The 18,489-nt window shown below is 72.1% G+C and carries 15 protein-coding genes and 2 pseudogenes; 8 read left to right on the forward strand and 9 right to left on the reverse strand.

Annotation, left to right across the window (positions count from 1 at the left end; genetic code table 11):
* Nucleotides 1-133: 133 nt before the first annotated feature.
* The 4 genes and pseudogenes from AB0G17_RS19685 to AB0G17_RS19700 all read left to right on the forward strand — a co-directional run.
* Nucleotides 134-1,369, forward strand: a complete 1,236-nt coding sequence (locus AB0G17_RS19685) for a glycosyltransferase (RefSeq protein ID WP_361383908.1) — start codon at nt 134-136, stop codon at nt 1,367-1,369.
* Complete coding sequence (locus tag AB0G17_RS19690; protein WP_361383911.1) at nt 1,366-2,010, forward strand: lipopolysaccharide biosynthesis protein; 645 nt, start codon at nt 1,366-1,368, stop codon at nt 2,008-2,010. The genes AB0G17_RS19685 and AB0G17_RS19690 overlap by 4 nt, the downstream gene beginning before the upstream one ends.
* A complete protein-coding gene (locus AB0G17_RS19695) occupies nt 2,007-3,131 on the forward strand; it encodes a GNAT family N-acetyltransferase (protein ID WP_361383914.1) in 1,125 nt (374 codons plus the stop codon). The genes AB0G17_RS19690 and AB0G17_RS19695 overlap by 4 nt, the downstream gene beginning before the upstream one ends.
* A gap of 126 nt (nt 3,132-3,257) precedes the next feature.
* Nucleotides 3,258-3,838 (forward strand): annotated as a pseudogene (locus tag AB0G17_RS19700) (response regulator transcription factor); the annotation flags it as partial.
* 43 nt (nt 3,839-3,881) lie between these two features.
* On the opposite strand, the gene AB0G17_RS19705 reads toward AB0G17_RS19700, so the two are convergent.
* From AB0G17_RS19705 to AB0G17_RS19725, 5 genes are all read right to left on the reverse strand, one after another.
* A complete protein-coding gene (locus AB0G17_RS19705; RefSeq protein ID WP_361383917.1) occupies nt 3,882-4,751 on the reverse strand; it encodes a class I SAM-dependent methyltransferase in 870 nt (289 codons plus the stop codon).
* A gap of 44 nt (nt 4,752-4,795) precedes the next feature.
* Nucleotides 4,796-5,140 carry a VOC family protein gene (locus tag AB0G17_RS19710; protein WP_361384247.1) on the reverse strand — a complete coding sequence of 115 codons (345 nt, stop codon included), beginning with the start codon at nt 5,138-5,140 and terminating at the stop codon, nt 4,796-4,798.
* Between the two features lie 16 nt (nt 5,141-5,156).
* Nucleotides 5,157-5,336 (reverse strand): CopG family transcriptional regulator, encoded by a 180-nt coding sequence (locus tag AB0G17_RS19715; RefSeq protein ID WP_361383920.1) that lies wholly within the window; start codon nt 5,334-5,336, stop codon nt 5,157-5,159.
* A gap of 77 nt (nt 5,337-5,413) precedes the next feature.
* On the reverse strand, nt 5,414-6,850 hold the full coding sequence (locus tag AB0G17_RS19720) for a glycosyl hydrolase (RefSeq protein WP_361383923.1): 1,437 nt from the start codon (nt 6,848-6,850) through the stop codon (nt 5,414-5,416).
* An 887-nt stretch (nt 6,851-7,737) separates the two neighbouring features.
* Entirely contained in the window at nt 7,738-7,941 is a 204-nt protein-coding gene (locus tag AB0G17_RS19725) for a hypothetical protein (protein ID WP_361383926.1), read from the reverse strand.
* A gap of 273 nt (nt 7,942-8,214) precedes the next feature.
* Here AB0G17_RS19725 and AB0G17_RS19730 point away from each other — a divergent pair, with 273 nt between their 5' ends.
* Nucleotides 8,215-8,694 carry a carboxymuconolactone decarboxylase family protein gene (locus AB0G17_RS19730; protein ID WP_361383929.1) on the forward strand — a complete coding sequence of 160 codons (480 nt, stop codon included), beginning with the start codon at nt 8,215-8,217 and terminating at the stop codon, nt 8,692-8,694.
* 70 nt (nt 8,695-8,764) lie between these two features.
* Here AB0G17_RS19730 and AB0G17_RS19735 read toward each other — a convergent pair whose 3' ends face one another.
* The 4 genes from AB0G17_RS19735 to AB0G17_RS19750 all read right to left on the reverse strand — a co-directional run bounded on the left by AB0G17_RS19735 (nt 8,765) and on the right by AB0G17_RS19750 (nt 13,601).
* On the reverse strand, nt 8,765-9,166 hold the full coding sequence (locus AB0G17_RS19735) for a DUF6009 family protein (protein ID WP_361383932.1): 402 nt from the start codon (nt 9,164-9,166) through the stop codon (nt 8,765-8,767).
* On the reverse strand, nt 9,163-10,707 hold the full coding sequence (locus tag AB0G17_RS19740; RefSeq protein WP_361383935.1) for a phage/plasmid primase, P4 family: 1,545 nt from the start codon (nt 10,705-10,707) through the stop codon (nt 9,163-9,165). Before AB0G17_RS19740 ends, AB0G17_RS19735 begins: the two co-directional genes overlap by 4 nt.
* A complete protein-coding gene (locus AB0G17_RS19745) occupies nt 10,704-11,744 on the reverse strand; it encodes a bifunctional DNA primase/polymerase (protein WP_361383938.1) in 1,041 nt (346 codons plus the stop codon). The genes AB0G17_RS19740 and AB0G17_RS19745 overlap by 4 nt, the downstream gene beginning before the upstream one ends.
* Nucleotides 11,745-12,668: 924 nt before the next feature.
* Nucleotides 12,669-13,601 carry a DUF4344 domain-containing metallopeptidase gene (locus AB0G17_RS19750; protein WP_361383941.1) on the reverse strand — a complete coding sequence of 311 codons (933 nt, stop codon included), beginning with the start codon at nt 13,599-13,601 and terminating at the stop codon, nt 12,669-12,671.
* A 783-nt stretch (nt 13,602-14,384) separates the two neighbouring features.
* On the opposite strand from AB0G17_RS19750, the pseudogene AB0G17_RS19755 reads away from it, so the two are divergent.
* The 3 genes and pseudogenes from AB0G17_RS19755 to AB0G17_RS19765 all read left to right on the forward strand — a co-directional run.
* A pseudogene (locus tag AB0G17_RS19755) lies at nt 14,385-14,480 on the forward strand (RNA polymerase subunit sigma-24); the annotation flags it as partial.
* Nucleotides 14,481-15,899: 1,419 nt separating this feature from the next.
* Nucleotides 15,900-17,198, forward strand: coding sequence for a ParA family protein (locus tag AB0G17_RS19760; protein ID WP_361383945.1), 1,299 nt, complete (start codon nt 15,900-15,902; stop codon nt 17,196-17,198).
* Entirely contained in the window at nt 17,195-18,484 is a 1,290-nt protein-coding gene (locus tag AB0G17_RS19765; protein ID WP_361383948.1) for a ParB/RepB/Spo0J family partition protein, read from the forward strand. Before AB0G17_RS19760 ends, AB0G17_RS19765 begins: the two co-directional genes overlap by 4 nt.
* Nucleotides 18,485-18,489 lie beyond the last annotated feature (5 nt).

Genomic DNA, 18,489 nt, shown 5'->3' on the forward strand with positions numbered 1-18,489 from the left:
ACGGACCGGGGGCCGGGTTCGTCCCCGAGGACCGCCCGGCGGTGCTCGGCCCGCCGCGCGCACCGAGCGAACCGATCGAGCGGAGCGAACCGATCGAGCGGAGCGACGCACGCGTACCGGACCCGGAGGCCCCGTGAGAGTCCTGCACGTCATCACCGGCCTCGGCGTGGGCGGCGCCGAACAGCAACTGCGCCTACTCGTAAGGAAGTTGCCCGTCTCCTGCGAGGTGGTCACCCTCACCAACCCGGGCGCCGTCGCCGAAGGCCTGGCCGCCGACGGGGTGAACGTGAGACACCTCGGCATGACCGGCAACCGCGACCTGAGCGCACTCCCCCGCCTCACCCGCCTGATCCGCCAGGGCCGTTACGACCTGGTCCACACCCACCTCTACCGCGCCTGCCTGTACGGGCGGGCCGCCGCCCGGCTCGCCGGGGTGCGCGCGGTCGTGGCCACCGAGCACTCACTGGGCGCCGCCACCATCGAGGGCCGCCCGCTCGGCGCCGGGGTGCGCGCGCTGTATCTGGCGTCGGAGCGGCTCGGCACCTCCACGGTCGCCGTCTCCGCGACGATCGCGCGGCGGCTGCGGGAGTGGGGCGTGCCCGCCCGCCGCATCCACGTGGTGCCCAACGGCATCGACGCGGACCGCTTCCGCTTCGACGCGGTCCTGCGGACCCAGGCGCGCACCCTCCTGGGCCTGCCGCAGGACGCCTTCGTCGTCGGCGGGGTCGGCCGCCTGGTCGCGGGCAAACACTTCGACACCCTGGTCCGGGACCTGGCCCACCTGCCCGGCGCGCATCTGCTGCTGGTGGGCGGCGGGGAGCAGGAGGCGGCGCTGCGGGCCCTCGCGGCACGGCTCGGGGTGGCCGGGCGGGTGTGCTTCGCGGGCGAGTGCGCGTACGAGGGCGCGTACGAGGGCGCGTACGAGGGCGCGGGCGGGGGTCCGGGCGGGGGTCCGGGCGGGGGCCTCGCGCTGCCCTCCCTCCTCGCCGCGATGGACGTCCTCGCCTCCCCCTCCGCCGACGAGGCGTTCGGCCTCGCCGTGGTCGAGGCCCTGGCGGCGGGCCTCCCGGTCGTCTACACGACCTGCCCCGCCGTCGACGACCTGCCCCCCGGCCAGGCGCCGGGCGCGGTACGGGCCGACGCGGCGGGCTTCACCGACGCCCTGCGGGCCGTACGCGACACGGCGGGTGGACGCCTCCCCGTACCCCCGGCCGTGGAGCACTACACGGTGGCCGCTGCGGCGGCGCGCCTGACGGCGGTCTACGAGGCGGCCCTGCACGGCACGACTCCCGTACTCGGCAAGCACGTTCCCTCCGCCCCTTCGGACCCCTCAGTCACCTCAGTCACCTCAGGAGTGAGCGCACCATGAGCGAATCCCGCAGGGCGTGTGGCCCGATGCGGTCCCACCGGGGCACCCGGGCGCTGCCGAGATGGTGGCCGCTGCCCGCGTGCGCGCTGCTCGGCACGGTGGCGGGCGGCGTGTACGGGCTGGCGCGGCCGGCCGAGTACAGCGCGACCAGCTATGTCGTGGTCACGCCCACCGGCAAGTCGGACCCCGCCACCGCCCTCGGCTTCGCCCAGGCGTACGGCCGGGTCGCGACGCAGGTAGCGGTGATCGGCGACGCCCAGGCCTGGGCGGGCCTCCCCGCCGACACGATCCGCCGCAATGTGCAGACGGCGACCTCGCCGGACGCGCCGATGATCGCCATCACGGGCACCTCGCAGCGGCCGGCCGAGGCCGCCGACATCGCCAACGCGGTGGCGCGCGCGCTGACCGTCAACGGCAAGCACACCGAGTCGAGCACGGGCGTACGTCTGGTCCAGTTCTCGCGCGCCGCGAAGCCCGTCGACCCGTCGTCGGCGCCCGCCTCCCTCACCGCCCTGGTGGGCGGCTGCGCCGGGGGCCTGGCGGGCGGCCTGGTCCTGCTCGTACGGCCCGAGCGGCGCGAGCCCGCGCCCGTGCCCGCCCCGGCCCTGCCCGCCGGGATGCCGTACGGGGGCGCCCGGTGACGGTCGTCGCGTCGGGGACCACCGCCCTGGTGGCCGAAGTGTGCACGGACACCGGCCGGTTCGCGGCGCTGGCGCCCGAGTGGCGGCGGCTGCACGGGCGCTGCCGCACGGCGACCCCGTTCCAGAGCCACGCCTGGCTGCACTCGTGGTGGATGTCGTACGGCGTGACCGGCCGGCTGCGCGTCGTCGTGGTGCGCCGGGGCGGCGAACTGGTCGCGGCGGCCCCGCTGAGGCTGGTCTTGCGCCCGCTGCGCACCCTGGTGCCGCTGGGCGGATCGATCTCCGACTTCACGGACGTACTGCTGGACGACGGCTGCCGGGACGAGGCGGCGCGGGCGCTGGTGGCGGCGGTGCGGGAGGCGGCGGGGGGCGCGCTCGTCGATCTCCGTGAGGTGCGGCCGGGCGGCGCCGCCGAACTGCTGCACGCCCACTGGCCCGGCGCGCGGGCCCGCCTGCCGGACTCGGCGTGCCTGGAGCTGCCCGCGGCCCCGATGGACGACCTCCTCACCCGCCTCGCCGCGAAAGCGGCCCAGCGGGTCCGCGCGAAACTCCGCAAGGTGGACACGCTGGGGGTGCGGGAGCGGGCGGTCCCACCCGAGGAGGTCGCCACCGCCCTCGATTCCCTGCTCACCCTGCACCGGTTGCAGTGGAGCGGCCGCGGGGTGACTCCCGAACACGTACGCCCCCGGTTCGCCGAGCACCTGGCCCGGTCGGTACGCCTGATGGTGGCGCAGGGGGAGGCGGTCCTGACGGAGTTCCACCTGGACGGCCAGACCGTCGCCGCCGAACTCACCCTCCAGTCACCTTCCCTGGCGGGCGGCTACCTCTACGGTGCCCACCCGGCCCTGCGCGAGCGCAAGGTGGACGTGGCGGCGATGCTGATGCGCGCCTCCGCCCGCCGCCTCGACGGCAGCGGCCGCGCCGTACTGAGCATGCTGCGCGGCAACGAGCCGTACAAACACCACTGGCGCCCCGACACCCTCCACAACCAGCGCTTCCTCCTGGCCCGCGGCACCCGCGCGGCACCCCTGCTGTGGTGGTGCGTCGGGTACGCGCGGGGGCGGCGGTGGGCGGCGGGTCATATGAGGGGGTGGCGGGAGCGCCGGGCCGGCGGCCACTGATCCGGAGCCGGAGACCGGTGCCGACGGGTGACCTATTCGGTGTGCAGCACCGAGGCGATGGTCATCCGGGCCACCGACCGGGCCGGGACCAGGGCGCCGAGGACGGCGATCGCCACACCCGCCGGGAGCAAGGCAGGTGACGGGGCCGAGGCCGTGGCCGTCGTGCGCGGGCTGCGGCCCGATGTCGTACTGATGGACATCCGGATGCCCGTCACGGACGGCCTGGAAGCCGCCCGCCGCGTCCTCGCGCAGGCCCCGGACTGCCGGGTGATCATGCTGACCACCTTCGACCTCGACCAGTACGTCTACGCCGCCCTCGCCGCCGGGCCAGCGGCTTCCTGCTCAAGGACGTCACCCCCGCGCATCTGGCCGCCGCCGTACGCCTGGTCGACACCGGCGACGCCCTGCTCGCACCCTCGATCACCCGCCGCCTGGTGGAGCGCTTCGCCTCCGGCGCCCCGGCCACCGGTCCGGGCCCCGCGACGCCGGCCGTCCACCGGGACCTGGCCGCCCTGACGGCGCGCGAACGCGAGGTGCTGACGCTCATGGGCCGGGGTCTTTCCCCTGCCGAACCGGCGTGGGAACTGACGCTCAGTGAGGCGACGGTGAAGACCCACGTGGCCCGGATCTTCGCCGAACCGACCCTGCGCGACCGGGCCCAGGCCGTCGTCCTCGCCTACGAGACGGGACTCGTCTCACCGGGCGACTCCGCTGACGCCGCCGACCTCCCCGACAGGTGCGCGGAGGCGCTCAGACGGTGGCCACCAGCACGTCCTCCCCGCTCGACGGGCGCAGACCGTCGGTGCGGCCGGCGAAGTAGCGCTCGGCGTGCGAGGCCGCCGAGACGTGGTGGGCGTCCTTGAAGCCGGATTCGCGGGCCAGTCGCAGCATCTCCTGCGGGGTGTAGAAGCTGAGGAACGGCGTGCCGGACGCCCGGGCGCCCTCCTCGCTGGCCCGCAGGCCGGGGCGGTCGGCCTCGTCGACGAGTTCGGCCGGCAGCAGGAACGTCATGGCGAGCGTCGAGCCGGGGGCGAGCGAGGCGATCTGCCGCAGGGTGGCGGCGGTGGCGTCCTTGGTGAGGTACATGGTGACGCCGGTGGAGACGACGACCGCGGGCCGGGAGCTGTCGAAGCCCGCGGCGGCCAGTCGCTCCCACCAGTTCTCGTTCGCCTCGAAGTCGACCGGCACCAGGTGCAGCCACTCGGGGATGTCGTAGCCGAGTTCGGCCAGGCGGCGGCGCTTCCAGGCCTGCGGGCCCGGCTGGTCCACCTCGAAGATCCGCAGGCGGGAGGCGATCTCGGGCCTGCGCTGGGCGAAGGTGTCCAGGCCCGCGCCCAGGATGACGTACTGGGTGACGCCGAGGTCGGTCTGCTCGGTGATCAGGTCCTCGATGAAACGGGCGCGGGCCGCCATGGCCGCACGCAACCCGCTGGTGCGGTGCGGGTCCATGTCCGGGCGCTCGCGCCAGCCGTCGCCGGGGTCCGCGATCCGCAGACCGATCTCGTCCTCGACGACGTGCGGGGCCGGGTCGGCCTGAACGTGCATCGCCCGCCACAGGGCGGTCCGTACGGCGGTGTTGTCCGGCGCGGCGATCTGCTCGTCGGCTGTCGCGTCCTTCATGGTGTCCCCCCTCATGATGTTGCCCCTCCTCCGTTCCTGCGTGATCAGTTCTTGCCGGGAGCCTGCAGGCTCCACACGCGCCCGTCGGGGTCGCGTACGGTCATCTCCCTGGTCCCGTAATGGGTGTCCTCGAACGGCGTGACCACGTCGAGGTCCTCATCGGGGCGGAAGGCGTCCGCGTCGGCCACCTTCAGCACGATCCGCGTCTGGGGCTCCTGGTCCTCGGGGACCTCGGCGATGAACACGTACGCGCCGTCGCCGTTGCGCAGCAGCGCGGAGTTGTGGTCCGTCGCGAACTCCAGCTCGTAGCCGAGCGTCTGGAAGAACTTCGCCGCCCTGCCCCAGTTGTGGGTCGTCAGGAAGACGGCCTCGATGCCTTCGGTGGCCATTCCTTCGGTCGCCATGTCAGTTCTTCCCCTCGGTCGATTGCCGTCCGGTCCCATGGGGGTCATCGAGATAGGCACGCAGGGCGTCGGCGACCAGCGCCGACAAGGACGTGCCCGACTCGATGGCCTGGTACTTGACCTGCTTGATCAGCGAGATCGGCAGGTACACGTTGAATTGCTTGACTTCCTCATCACCCACGAGACCGATGCTAGCATCCTAGTGATCTAGCAAGCTAGACCTCACGGGACGCCGGATACGGCACGACTCTCGGTGGCTCACCGGTTCCTGGAGTACCAGTCGAAACGGAGGCAGAGCTTGCCGCCGAGCCAGTACTCGATCCAGGGACCGAGGTCCAGCGGCCGGCAGTTGGCCGGGGGCACGGACGGCTTCGCCGGGGGAACGGCTGGGGGCACGGCTGGGCTTGGCGCGGGCGGGATCTCCGGCGGGGTCACCGGCGGGGCCACGGGCGGGGTCACCGGCGGCTTCGGTGTCGGGGTGACAGGCGGGGTCACGGGCGGCGTCACGGGCGGCGTCACCGGCGGGGTGACCGGCGGCTTCGGTGTCGGGGTGACCGGCGGCGTCACCGGCGGGGTGACCGGCGGGGTGACCGGCGGCTTCGGTGTCGGGGTGACCGGCGGCGTCACCGGCGGCTTCGGGGTCGGGTCCGTGCGGCCGAACAGGACCGACCGGTACACCTGCGACGCCTCCGGGTTGGCGTCGCACTGCCACACCCCGTGCGGGCAGTAGTCGGTGATGGTGTTGTACAGCGGCTTGTGCGCGTCCATCCACTGCAGCATGCGCCGCATGTATTCGGGGTTGTCGCCGTTGCGGAAAAGCCCCCACTCCGGATAGGAGATCTCCTTTTTGTGCGCGGCGGCGAAGTCCACGTGCTGCTGCAGGCCGTACGGTTCCTTGACCTGTTCGTCGAAGTTCTGGCCCGGCGGCTGGTCGTAGGAGTCCATTCCGATGACGTCCACGACGTCGTCACCGGGATAACATTCCGTCCACGGTACGGCATCCCGTCCCCGGCTCGGCGCGAAATCGAAGCGGAATTCCTGGCCGGGCACCGAGCGCATCGCGGTGACGGCGAGCCGCCAGTATGCCTTCCAGGCCTCCGGGTCGGGCCCGCAGCGATGGGTGTACGTGGTGCCGTTCATCTCCCAGCCGAGCACGATGACCGTGTCCGGGATGTTCAGCGCGACCAGGCGTTCGGCGAGTTTCCTGAAATGCTCGTCGAAACGGCCCTCCTGACCCTGCCTCAGGAGTCGGCGGACCCCGTTGTCCGAGACGCCTTCCTCGTTGTGGGCCTGCATCGGCACATTGAGCACGAGAAGCCGGTCGGCGCGCTGGCGCCGCCAGCGGGCCCAGCTCTCCAGGAAGTGCGCACGGCCCTCGATATCGCTCCAGGTCCCTCCGGGCAGATAGGTGTGACCCACCCTCAGTTCGGCTCCCCCCAGCCATTTCTCCAACTCCCCGATCCGCTGCACGCCCCGTTCGTCGGACTCCAGGAACGCGCCGAACCAGGTGGTGGAGGGATGCTTCGGGCCCGGTTCGGCGGCGCCCGCGGGCCCCGGGTCGCGTCCCGGCGGGGAAAGGGCGAGACACGAAACGAGGGCACCGGCCGCCACAATCGCGCACGCCGCTTTGTAGGTTGCCGTGGCCGACCGGATCTTCCGCCGGTGTTTTCCGTTGCGGTACTTCCCCAGGCGCATGTCCACTCCTCCACGACGGGTCCCCCTAACCCTGTATACCCAGTTGGAAAATATCCTTATTACGCTGATCGGAAAGATAATCAGTTAGATGCGTGGATACCCCAATTGGGGTACGCACACGGTGACCGCGGTCCGCCCGTACGGCCGCGACGGCCTCGAGGTGGTGACCGCCGACGGCGAGAGCATGCGCACGCGGACGGTGGCACTGGCCCTGGGACCCGCCCCGTTCACCGAACCGGCCCTCCCTGCAAGGGAGTTCCGTCCCCACTCCCCCTGCGGCGAGGCCGACCGCACAGGGGACGCCCCGGTCGCCCCGGTCGCCCGCAACCGGTTCTGCGCCGCCCACCCGGCCCTGTTCCGCCGCCTCCCCACCTTCGCACGCATCCTCCTGACCGACCGGCCGACCGGCCCTCACGGCCCGGCGGGGACTCCAGGGAGTCCGCAGACGGCTGGGCACGCGGCCGCGCCAGTGTCCCTGGCCGGCGCCGGAAGCAGGCCGCCATCGGCCCGGCCACCGGCATCGCCGCTCTGGCCCTCGGCCTGGCCGCGCACCTGACCGCGTAGCGCGCGAAAGGCCTCAACCCAGGCTCGGCCTGACCGCCGGAACTCACCCCATCCCCCGCAACACCCCTCGCCCCCGGCCCGGGCCTGCTGCGCACCAGCCTGCGCGTCGACAGCTGGAGGCCGCCTTCGGGGTCTTCCTGCCGGCCGGGGCCAAGTGGCTCGACGGGCCGCTCGGGCTGCCCACCGCGTGGTCCGTGCCGTTCGGGATCGCCATGCTGGGCGCTGCCCGACCGCGGGAAAAAGGGCCGTACCACCGTCACCGGTGATACGGCCCTTTTCGCGTGCTCCCCGTACTCCTCCCATACGTACGGACAGGGCCAAGGTCAGACGGGCCAGCAGGGGCGGGCCATCAGTGCCTTCCACTCGCGGTCGGGGCCGCCCGGCAGGGTGCGGCCCTGAGCGGCCCAGGCGGCGGCGAGCTCCCGGTAGATGGGCGGCTCGGCGGCGGGCGCGGGCGGCGGGACGCTCTCGCTGCGGCTGGCGGGGATGAACGCCTGTCGGTGCCAGGCGCGTTCGGGCTCCGGCATGTCTCTCACCTCGGATTCGCGGGAGGGGTCCTTGACACCCATACCGTGCGGCGCGCCCGTTCACGGCCCCGATGGGCCATTCGGGCCATTCGGGCCATCAATCATCACGGACAGGAACCGCTGCCGTTTTCGTCCGTTGATGATCCTGCTGGCTTATTCCGTGCCCGGCGGGGCCGGCGGATCGTTGGCCAAGACGGTTTCGTCGCACCGGAGTCGTCCCGTTTGCCGTACTGGCTCGTTGGTCTTCGTGAGATGAGCACAAGGAGGCACTCCATGACCGCGACCGCCCCGACGACGCCCCCGACCCGGATGCGCAACCCCGCCGTGGTGCTGCCCGAGGCGATGCGGCCGCTGCTCGCCGTGTTCGAGGCCGCGAAGAGCGGCGGGGTGCCCCAGGCGACGCTGGAGCTGGTGCATCTGCGGGCGAGCCAGATCAACGGGTGCTCGTACTGTGTCCACGGCGGCGTGCTCAGCGCCAAGAAGGCCGGGGAGAGCGACGAGCGGCTGCACGCGGTGGCGGCCTGGCGCGAGGCGCGCTGCTTCACCGGTGCCGAACGGGCGGCCCTGGCGCTGGCCGAGGCGGCGACCCGGCTGAACGACCGCGCCGACCCGGTGCCGGACGCCGTCTGGGACGAGGCCGCGCGCCACTACGACGAGCGTCAGCTCGCCTCCCTGACCCTGATGATCGCCCTGACGAACCTCTTCAACCGGCTCAACGCGACGACGCGGCAGCCGGCCGGGGCGAGCTGGTAGGCGCTGCCGTTCCTCCCACGCACGGAGCTTTCGTAGGCGACCCGACTGCGCCCTCGTACGCGTACGCGTCTCAGAGCGGCAGCGTTATCCCGAGTTCGCGCATCGCCGAGGACGGCGGCCCGCCCTCCGAGCGCTCCGTCTTGCGGCCCTTGCTGCCCGGGGCGAGCGTGCGCGGGTCGATGGCCTCGGCGGGCGCGCCCGTCGCGTACAGCCCGTCGGGCTCGCTGTCGCGGTCGTGCGGCAGCACCCAGAAGACGCGGCGGCGCCAGGTGCCCGAGGATGGCGACGCCTTGGCCTTGGGGCCCAGCAGCGCGTAGCCGACCATGCGCCCGTCGCGGTGGTAGGCGGGCCTGCTGCGGCGCGTGGGCAGCCGGTCCAGGCTCTGGCGTACGTAGTCGAGACCGGAGATGTCCTCCAGCCAGACCAGCTCGGTCTCGTGGCTGATCTCGTCGTCGGTGATCAGGGAGCTCATGCCCTCTCCTCGTCGGCGAGCAGTCCGATGCCCGGGTAGTACTTCCGCGAATTGGACAAGATCATCTCCTTGGGCGAGGCCAGCCCGACCAGTTCGCGTGCGCGCGCGGCGAACGCGCGGGAGGTGATGACGGGTGCCCCCTCATTCTGACACCAGGCCCGGTATGCGGCGTAGAGGCGGGTCTGCTCCGCCCGGTGGTCGGGGTGCAGGGCGCAGGTCTCCTCGAAGAAGCGCCCGGTGTGATCCTCGGTCTCCGCGTACACGGTCGTGGCGATCCGTACCCGCTCGGGCCCGGTGAGGTCCTTGTCGCCGCCCAGATAGCGGCGGGCGCCCTCGATCAGCCAGTTCAGGATGCCCGGGCCCTCCTCGGTGACCAGGACGTCCGCCAGGTTGTCGATCTTGCGTTCGTCGGAGACGACGCGTTCGAAGGGAATCAGCCGCATACGGCGCCAGAACGCGAAGCCGCCGGTGCCGACCTCGGGGCGGTGGTTGCCCAGCAGCCAGAGCTTGTGGGTGGGCTGGAAGCTGAAGAAGTCCTGGCGCATCCGGCGGGCCTTGATGCGGTCGCCGCCGGTGAGCAGCTTGACCCTGGCCTCGTCGAACTTGTCGCCGGGCTTGACCTCGGAGCACACGATGACGCGCCGCCCGTGCAGCTCGGCGAGGTCGGTGGGGTGGCCCTCGAAGGGCCGGGCCATCAGGAACCCGGGGGGACCCGCGTCCGCGTAGTCGCCGAGCAGCTTCATCACCACATCCAGCAGGACCGATTTGCCATTCTTGCCCGACCCGAACAGGAACGGCATGATCTGCCCGCCGACGTCCCCGGTGATCGAGTAGCCGAGCAGCAGATGCAGGAAGCCGATCATCTCGGCGGACTCCGGGTCCTCGCCGAACGTGTCCGTCAGGAACCGGTTCCAGCGGGGCGTGGGCATCTGCCGGGGCCCGGTCGAGGTCGAGCGGGAGTGGAAGTCCTTGTTCGGGTCCGGGGTGCGCAGCAGGCCGGTGCGCAGGTCGACGATCCCGGCGGGCGTGCACAGGGCGTACGGGTCGGCGTCGAGCAGCGCCGCGTTGAGCACCATGCCGGGGGCCGAACGGGCCTGCGCGAGCATCGCGTTCATCCCGGCCGTCGACAGGGCCCGGCGGCGGTGCTGCTGGAGCGCCTGGACCGTGTACAGGCCGCGCGGGTCGCTGTCGGCGATGTTCTCGGCCAGGTCGCCGGCCGCCCACATCACCGTGTCATCCTCGTCGAGCTGCCAGCGGGTGGTGTCCCAGCGGTACCAGCCCAGGCCCGGCACATGCCGGTAGTCGTCCGCGAACAGCCTCACGAACAGCTTGGCGTTGCCCCGGTCGGTCAGCGTGTCGGGCAGCAGCCCGGCGTGGGTGGCCTGAGGGGCCCCCGTACGGCTCTCAGCGCCGCTCTGAGAGGGCAGCGTGAGTCCGCCGGGCGCGGGGGCCTGGGAGTGCGCCAGGATCTGCGAGGCGACCGTCTGCGGGTCGAAGTCGAACAGCACGTCGTCGTTGCGGCCTTGGCCGGAGGCGGTCACGGGCGGCTCCGGAGCTGAAGGGGGTGGCGCGAGCCGGCGGCCATGCCGCTGCGGACGATCGGGGCGGCCCTGCGGTCCTGCCCGGGGCGGGCGAACTCGGCCGCCTCCAGCAGCACCCGCTCGGCGTCGGCCTCGCCCAGGTACCCGGCGGCCACCAGCCCGCCCACGGTGTACGCGGCCCGGTTCAGCTTGTCCGTGAAGCCCGCGCCCTCCGGCACCGAGGCGCAGTCGGCGACCTCGGCCAGGGCGGAGGCCAGGACCCTGGCGGCCCGGTCGCGGCCGCCGCCCGCCGCGATGACGGCCCGTCGGGCGGGGGAAGGATCCGGCTGGGGCTTGGCGGCGGGGACGCGCTGGGAGCGCAGATGTCCGGTACGGGACAGCTCCCCGGCGAGCCAGGCGGGCAGCAGGGAAGGCTCCTTGGCCCCTTCCAGGGGCGTGTAGACCCCGGCGGGGGTCACGGTGCCCGGGGCCACGATGTAGCCGCCGTGCGCCCGTACGTCGACCTGCCAGGCCAGCGAGGCCCGGCCGCCCTGCCCGACCGAGGAGTGCCAGCGGCGGCCGTCCTCGGGGGCCCGGTACCAGACGTGGAGCCCGCCGGAGGGCGTACGCACGCGCAGGGTCGAGGCGTCGTCCGCGGGGCTGTTGTGGCCGCGCAGGGCCGCGAGGACACCCAGGGAGTGGAAGCCGTTGGTCAGGCCGGTGAGATCGACCTGGTCCGGGATGGGGATGCCCGGCAGGATGCGGTCGCGGCCCGGCAGCGGCTGGGGGTGGTCGTCGATGTCGATGACGACGAGGCGGGCGGCGCCGCAGGCTACGCCTACGCCGAGGTCGGGGTTGGCACCCCACCACTTGTCGATACGGGCCGGGTCGACCGTGGCCGCGCGGAAGCCGTGGCACCAGCGACCGATCGCGATGCAGGAACAGTTGTCATGACGATGGCCAGGCCGGCGGCAGCGCGAGCAGTTGGCCACCGGAGTCTTGCGGCCCGGCGCGAGCGGGTGCACCGGCCAGTCCTGGGAAGCACACCAGCGGGCCATGAGCAGGGGTTGAGCGACCGAGGGCGCAGCGACCAGAGGCTCTGGGGCCGACTGCTCTGAGTCGCTGCGAGAAAACCGCAGCTCAGCAGTCATGTGGTTCCCCTACTCAGCGACTGAAGCGACTCAACGACGAACATAGGTTAGCGAAGCTTGTGGCCGGTGTGGCGCAGGGCCACGTAAAACCCGTCTCCCGTTTCGATGATGGGACAGTCAGCGACCGAACCCGGCGGGAGCGACTGAAGGCCAGCGACTGAGATTCTTTCAGTCGCTGCGCTCAGTGCTGCCCAAAACAGCAGGCCAGGTGGTTGTGAGAGATCATTCAGCGACTCAAAGCGACTCTAGCCCCCTACTTATCCAACGCACACGCACACGAGGGCGGAAAACAGAGTTCCCGGGGAACATAGGAGCTTGAGTCGCTTCAGTCGCTGATTGTCCGATGAAACATCATCTGACCTGGGGTTTTGGCGCAGCGACTGAACAGCTACCGAACCTCTCCCGGTCGCTCGCTTCAGTCGCTGCCCGCCCTGGAGCCCCCGGAACCCGTCACCCTCGCCGCCCGAATCAGCGACTGAACGCGCGCGGAGCGACCGAACGGCAGCGACTGAAGCACTCCACGGGGCGGTTGTCGTAGCGACTGAAGCGACCGAGCGCCGCACCTGCTTCCCCGACTGGTCCGGGACACGCCAAGAGGTTCGGGCCTCAGTCGCTTCGGTCGCTTCAGTCGCTACGACAACCGCAACCCCGGCCGGTCTCCGTGCTGCTGGGCCTTCTTTTTGCCTTCCTTGGCCTTGAGTCGCTCCGGTCGCTTCGGTCGACTCAGTCGCTTCGGTCGACTCAGTCGCTCCGGTCGGCTCAGTCGCTCCGGTCGCTCCGGTCGCTCCGGTGGCTTCGGTCGCTCCGGTCGCTCCGGTGGCTTCGGTCGGCTCAGTCGCTTCGGTCGCTGGGCGCGGCGACCGAAGCGAGACGTTTCTGCCAGGCCTCGCGTACTCCACGCCACTCCTCCCCGCAGCGACCGGCCCGCTCGGAGGTGAGCAGCCCCTTGCCCCGCAGGCCTGCGTTACGTGCGGGGTCGGCACCGTAGAGGTAGCAGAGGTGGTTAGTGGCGCGGACGAGGTCCGAGGAGTGCTCGTCCCGGCCTCCTTCGTCCGCTGGGCCCTCCGCTGGGCCCCTACCCGCGTCCCCGGCCGCCGACAGCTCGTACTCCCGGGCCGCCACCCGCAACTGCCGCTCCCCCGCCGCGCCCCCGCGGATCAGCATCAGGGCCGCGAACTGGTCGGCCGCGTCCTCCTCCGCCCGGTCGCCCAGGTCCAGGCCGAGGACGTCTGCGAGGGCGTGCCCGGCCTCATGGAAGAACGTTTCCGCCAGCACGGCGGCGACCTCGTCGTCGGCCGGCCGCACACCCGCGCCCTCGAACAGCGCCCGCTCCTGCGCCACGTCGTCGTAACAGATCTCGACCCGCCGCGCCCCGGGATCGTACGCCGAGCCCTCGCCCCCACAGGAGCGGGCGACCACCGCGACTCCCCCTGTCCGGCCGAGGCGTACGGCGGGGCCGAAGGAGTCGACGAAGGAGTCGACGGCGGCCGAGGTCTGCTCCAGCACTCTGCGCCCGCGCAGGAAGGCGGCGTTGGCGCGGTCGGGGGCGGAGGGGGGCTCGTAGCGGATGGGGAAGCCCGTACGGGGCGTGGGGCGGCCCTTGTCGTCCTCGGGCGCGCCCGAGGCGGACGAGGTGGCCGAGGGCCCGCAGGCGGCCGCGCTCAGTGTCAGCAGGGCGCAGGCGAGCCCTGCGCGCAGCCGGGCCCCGGCCCGGGCCCGGCCGTACAGGACTGTTCCGCTTCTGCCGCTCCCCCATCTGCGCATAGGCGCATTAAAGGTGCTGACGGAACGTTTCGTCAGCAGTTCGGGGATCCGGGCCGCCTTTCGAGCGACCGTCCACGCTGGGGCATGCGGGGCGGGGCGTTCGCCGGGCACGTCGGAGCGGGGGCATGGGAGGTGCGCCGAGACTCGGCAGCGTCCGAGTACCCCGGCTCGGATACCCGGCCCCGCGCGATACCCGGCAGAGCCCGACGACAGGCCCTGCACGGCCGGTTCTGGCATGCGCACGGATGGCACTCCCCCGTGACAGCGGACGTACGGACCGAAGCCGCGCACGCCAGAGGGCTGCAAGGTGGCCGAGCCGTCCTTTGCCTTCAGGGGCGCGGGGCACTGCGCGACCAGCCCCCACCGGCTCGCAGATGAACAGGGGCTCCGGAGTGTCCTCTCCGGCTCCCGGCTGTCCCGGTCCATGGCGATGGCGAGCAGCTCCCGGCTGCGCGGACCGCCCGGCGGGGCGGTGAGCAACTCGCCCCGCGCCTGGCTGATCGCCTGCTCGATACGGGCGTTGACCGGCCCCGGCTCCGTCAGGATCGAACCGCGCCCCCGAACGCCACTTGGCCCGCTCGACGTGCACGCTCAGCTCGTCCGCGGCCTCGGGTATCGCCGCCATCCGCGTGGCCGGCGCCGCTATCTCCCGCAGATCCGCGTCCAGTTGGCGCCGGGCCGCCTCCTGCGGCCCGGGGCGATCGGGATGTCCGCGCAGATCCGCGTCGACCGCCACCAGGCCCCGCTCGCGCAGCCGGGCCAGGACCGGCTCGGCTGCGGGGTGTCCTGCAGGAGACCTGGCTACGGTGGGCCGGGGTCGACCTCGCGTCGGTGCGGGACCGGCGCGCGTGTCTGGTCCGGGTCACCAGGCGACAGGCGCGAGGGGCTCGTACCGGGTGATCCGCCCGTACAACTCGATCGCCTTCGGCGGCAGACGGTCCTTGTGCCGCGCCGGATTGTCGCTCTCCACCTGGCTCTCCACCTGGCTCGCCCCCGTCGGTGCGCCGCGTTCGTACGCCCGGCGCACCGACGCAGCCGCGACCGCTTGATCGCCGCCTGTCCGACCAGGCAGCGTGCCGGTGGGCCTGAACGGGCCCCGCCCGCGCCCCCGACGCCTGGCCCCAGCCCTAGCCCTGGCCCAAAACGCTCGCACAGACGGCCGGTGTTCGATCCGTTCCGTACGGCGGGGAGGCCGCCCCCCTCCCCCACCGCCGCGCGACGGCATACAAGAGGAAGCACTGATGCAGCGCCGCGAGGCACCCATGGCACCCACGGCAACGGCCGTAACACGCGCCACACCCGCAGCCCCGCTGTCGGCCCGGGGCGCTGCGCACCGCGCGCGGCGTGACTCCGCCTGGGGCTGCTGATCCCCGCGCTGGCGCAGCTCACCGCAGCGGCCGCCACCCCTGGCGGGGGCTGCCCACGCATGGGGAACACGTTTCATGGACAAGGTTGCTCTGCACGGCCTGCTGCGCGAACCCCTCGCATGCATCGCACCCGAGGGCCCCGGCCTGCGCCGGTTCACCCGACAGGGCGGGCACGCCCCCGGCCTCTCCCGGGCTCAGACCGACCAGCTATTGCACCGCGCCCCGGACACCTATGGGCGCCTGGAGTCCGGGCGCTACGCGCAGCACCGACCGCCGACCTCCTCGAAGACGTGGCCCGCCTGTTCGGCATGGACGCGCAGGCATCGCCCTGTGGCGGTACGGACTCGGCCAGGATCCCCCGTGGCCCCTCAACGCGCGGCCCGGTGAGGAGATCCCCGGCAGCTGGCAGGAGGCCGTCGACGGCCGTCGACGGCATTACACACGTGGCGTACGCCCACGACCGCTCATGGAACCTGCTCGCCCCTCTCCCCCGACGGCCGCGCCCCGCACAACACCCTGCGCTGGATGGCCCTTGACCGCACGGCCCGTTTAGTCCTGGCCGACTGGAGAACGTCTGGGCCCCGCTCGCCCTCCCCCACTTGCGCGGCGCGCTCGCGGTCGACCCGTCCCGGCGAACGCCCCGCCCTCCCCGCGCCCCGATGCTGCGGGCAGACACCCCGAGGTTCCCTGGGCATCGAGTCCGGCGCCGGACGAACCGCCAGCCCGACTTATCACGGCGTGATAGGTCAGCGGCCGCAACCAAGGCGAGGGAGCCGAGTTATCACGGCGTGATAGCCCGGCTTCCGGACGGGACGACCTATCACGCCGTGATAACTCGGCTCCCCCACTGCCCCCACTCCCCCGCCACCAAAGCCAGAAAGCTAACGTGTCGGTCCATCAAAAGATCTCCGACGTTAGTAGGGTTACGTTCATGACCTCACCTGCCAACAGAAGCGACCGGGAGAAGGTCGTCTCGAAGCTCCCCCTGCGGCTCCGCCAGGAGTTGAAGATCCGGGCGGCCCAGCTCGGAGTCGACATCCAGGAAGCCGTCGAGACGGGCATCACGACCTGGCGCAGCCTCGGCTCGAACCTCTCCCCCATCGAAACCTCCGGCGCCGAATCGTTCGCCACCTTCCTGCCCGCCGCCCAGTGGACCGGCTTCCGGGCCGACTGCAAGGACCGGGGCGTCTCCCTCATCCAGGGCCTCGCCCAGTCCGTCCAGGTGTGGCTCGACCACCACCCCGCCCCCGCCGTCCGGCGCCCGGCGATCGTGCGGCGCATCGTCGTCTGCAACCAGAAGGGCGGCGTCGGCAAGACCGCCATCACCGCCGGGACGGGCGAAGCCCTGGCCGAGGACCCCACCGTCCTCATGCCCGTACGCGTCTCCAAGCACTTCGCCGCCCTCCTCGACGAAGCCAACGAAGGCAACGAGGCCGACGCGGCCGCAGCCAACGGCGCCGCCGACAGCGCGAACCGCTACGACCCGCTCGCCCTCGAAGACCTGCCCGGCCTCGGCCAGCGCGTCCTGCTCGTCGACTTCGACCCGCAGGGCCACCTCACCAAGCAGCTCGGCCAGGAACCCCTGCCCATGGGCGGCGACTCGCTCACCAACCACATGGCAGGCGACGCCAAGGGCGACCTGCGCGACGTGATCGTCGCCATCGACGAGGCCCGCTTCGGCGAGCGCCTCCACCTCCTGCCCGCCTGCACGGACGCCTTCCTCCTCGACGTACGCCTGGCCTCGGTGCGCGCCCGCGAAGCCGCCCTCGAACGCGCACTGGCTCCCCTCGAAGCCGACTACGACGTCATCCTCATCGACTGCCCGCCCAGCCTCGGCCTGAGCATGGACGCCGCCGCCTACTACGGACGCCGCCGCCCCGACGAGGTGCCCGGCAACTCCGGCGCGCTCATCGTCGTCCAGGCCGAGGACAGCAGCGCGGACGCCTACGACCTGTTGACGTCGCAGATAGAGGACATGCGCACCGACCTCGCGCTCGAACTCGACTACCTCGGCATCGTCGTCAACCACTACGACGCCCGGCGCGGGTACATCGCCACCTCCTCCCTCCAGTCCTGGATGGACATCAAGGACCCACGCGTCGTCGGCGTCATCGGCGACCTGAAAGAACAGAAGGAAGCGGTACGGGTCAAGCGGCCGCTCCTGTCGTACGCCCCGCGCTGCGACCAGTCCGTCGGGCTGCGCGCCCTCGCCCGGGAGATCAGCAAGTGAGCAAAGCCAAGGACCTCGGAGCAGGCTCGTCGTTCGGCCAGGCCCGGCCGGTCTCCGCCCGGCGCGCCGCCATCGGCGCCGTGACCGTCGCCCCGACCGCCGGCGTCCCCGACCCGACGGAGCTCCCCGTCGGCCGCATCAGCCAGAACCCCGACAACCCGCGCGAGCAACTGCGCGACCTCGACGGTCTCGCCGACAGCATCCGCGAGATCGGCCTCATCAACGCGATCACGGTCGCCTCCGTCGAGGCCTATCTGCGTGAACGCCCCGACCGTGCGGCCGACCTCGACCCCGACACCCGCTACATCGTCATCGACGGCCACCGCCGTCTGGCCGCCGCCAAACTCGCCGGCGCGCCGACCGTCCGGGTCAGCGTCGACAACGCCCTCGTCTCCACCGACGAGGCGCTCCTCGAAGCGGCCTTCGTCGCCAACGTCCACCGCGACGACATGAACCCGCTGGAGCAGGCGAACGCGCTCAAGAAACTCGTCGAGTTCTATGGCTCCCAGAACCGCGCCGCCAAGCGGCTCGGCATCGCCCAGTCCACCATCTCCTCCAAGCTGTCCGTCCTGGACCTGACCCCCGAACTCCAGGCCGACCTGGTCGAGGGCCGCCGCAAGGTCGAGCACGTACGGAACCTGTCCAAGTACACCGCCGACCAGCAGCGCGAACAGGCCGACGCCCGCGCCGCCGCAGCGGACGAGCGGCGCGAGGCGGCTCGCCGGGCGACGGAGCTATCACGCCGTGATAACCCCTCGGCCACCACGGACCCCACCCCGCACGACAGCACTCCGTACGAGAGCACCCCGTACGACAGCACTCCGTACGAAAGCACCCCGTACGAAAGCACGTCGGCCGTCGTCGCCCTGGCGCGCGGGGAGAAGGTCGAGCTGTACCCGCGAACCGAACCCGACGACGCAGCCGACCTATCACGCCGTGATAACCCCACGAAGGAGCACGACCTATCACGCCGTGATAGCTCGAAGGCGGCGACCGACTCCGGGCGCGGTCCGGCCACCGGGGGAGCGCCTGACCTATCACGCCGTGATAACCCCATCCCCTCCCACGGCACCGGCAACGGCAACGACCTCCCGGCCCCCCGCCCCGAAGCCAACTCCGGCCCCGGTGCCAGGCCCGTCGTCAAGATGCCGTGGAACGACGGCGTCGCCTGCGCCGAAATCGCCATCTCACGGATGACCTCCACCGAACGCCACCGCATGCTGGAACGTCTCCAGGAGGAAGCAGCCAGGGAAGCCGACACCACGCAGTCGGCCAGCGCCGGCTGACTGCG

The organism is Streptomyces sp. NPDC023838 (assembly GCF_040639555.1).
GTDB lineage: Bacteria > Actinomycetota > Actinomycetes > Streptomycetales > Streptomycetaceae > Streptomyces.

Coding starts and splice junctions, on each gene's coding strand:
- AB0G17_RS19690 (WP_361383911.1), top strand. CDS start 1,366: ATGAGCGAATCCCGCAGGGCGTGTGGCCCGATGCGGTCCCACCGGGGC.
- AB0G17_RS19705 (WP_361383917.1), bottom strand. CDS start 4,751: ATGAAGGACGCGACAGCCGACGAGCAGATCGCCGCGCCGGACAACACC.
- AB0G17_RS19710 (WP_361384247.1), bottom strand. CDS start 5,140: ATGGCCACCGAAGGCATCGAGGCCGTCTTCCTGACGACCCACAACTGG.
- AB0G17_RS19720 (WP_361383923.1), bottom strand. CDS start 6,850: ATGCGCCTGGGGAAGTACCGCAACGGAAAACACCGGCGGAAGATCCGG.
- AB0G17_RS19725 (WP_361383926.1), bottom strand. CDS start 7,941: ATGCCGGAGCCCGAACGCGCCTGGCACCGACAGGCGTTCATCCCCGCC.
- AB0G17_RS19730 (WP_361383929.1), top strand. CDS start 8,215: ATGACCGCGACCGCCCCGACGACGCCCCCGACCCGGATGCGCAACCCC.
- AB0G17_RS19735 (WP_361383932.1), bottom strand. CDS start 9,166: ATGAGCTCCCTGATCACCGACGACGAGATCAGCCACGAGACCGAGCTG.
- AB0G17_RS19745 (WP_361383938.1), bottom strand. CDS start 11,744: ATGGCCCGCTGGTGTGCTTCCCAGGACTGGCCGGTGCACCCGCTCGCG.
- AB0G17_RS19750 (WP_361383941.1), bottom strand. CDS start 13,601: ATGCGCAGATGGGGGAGCGGCAGAAGCGGAACAGTCCTGTACGGCCGG.
- AB0G17_RS19760 (WP_361383945.1), top strand. CDS start 15,900: ATGACCTCACCTGCCAACAGAAGCGACCGGGAGAAGGTCGTCTCGAAG.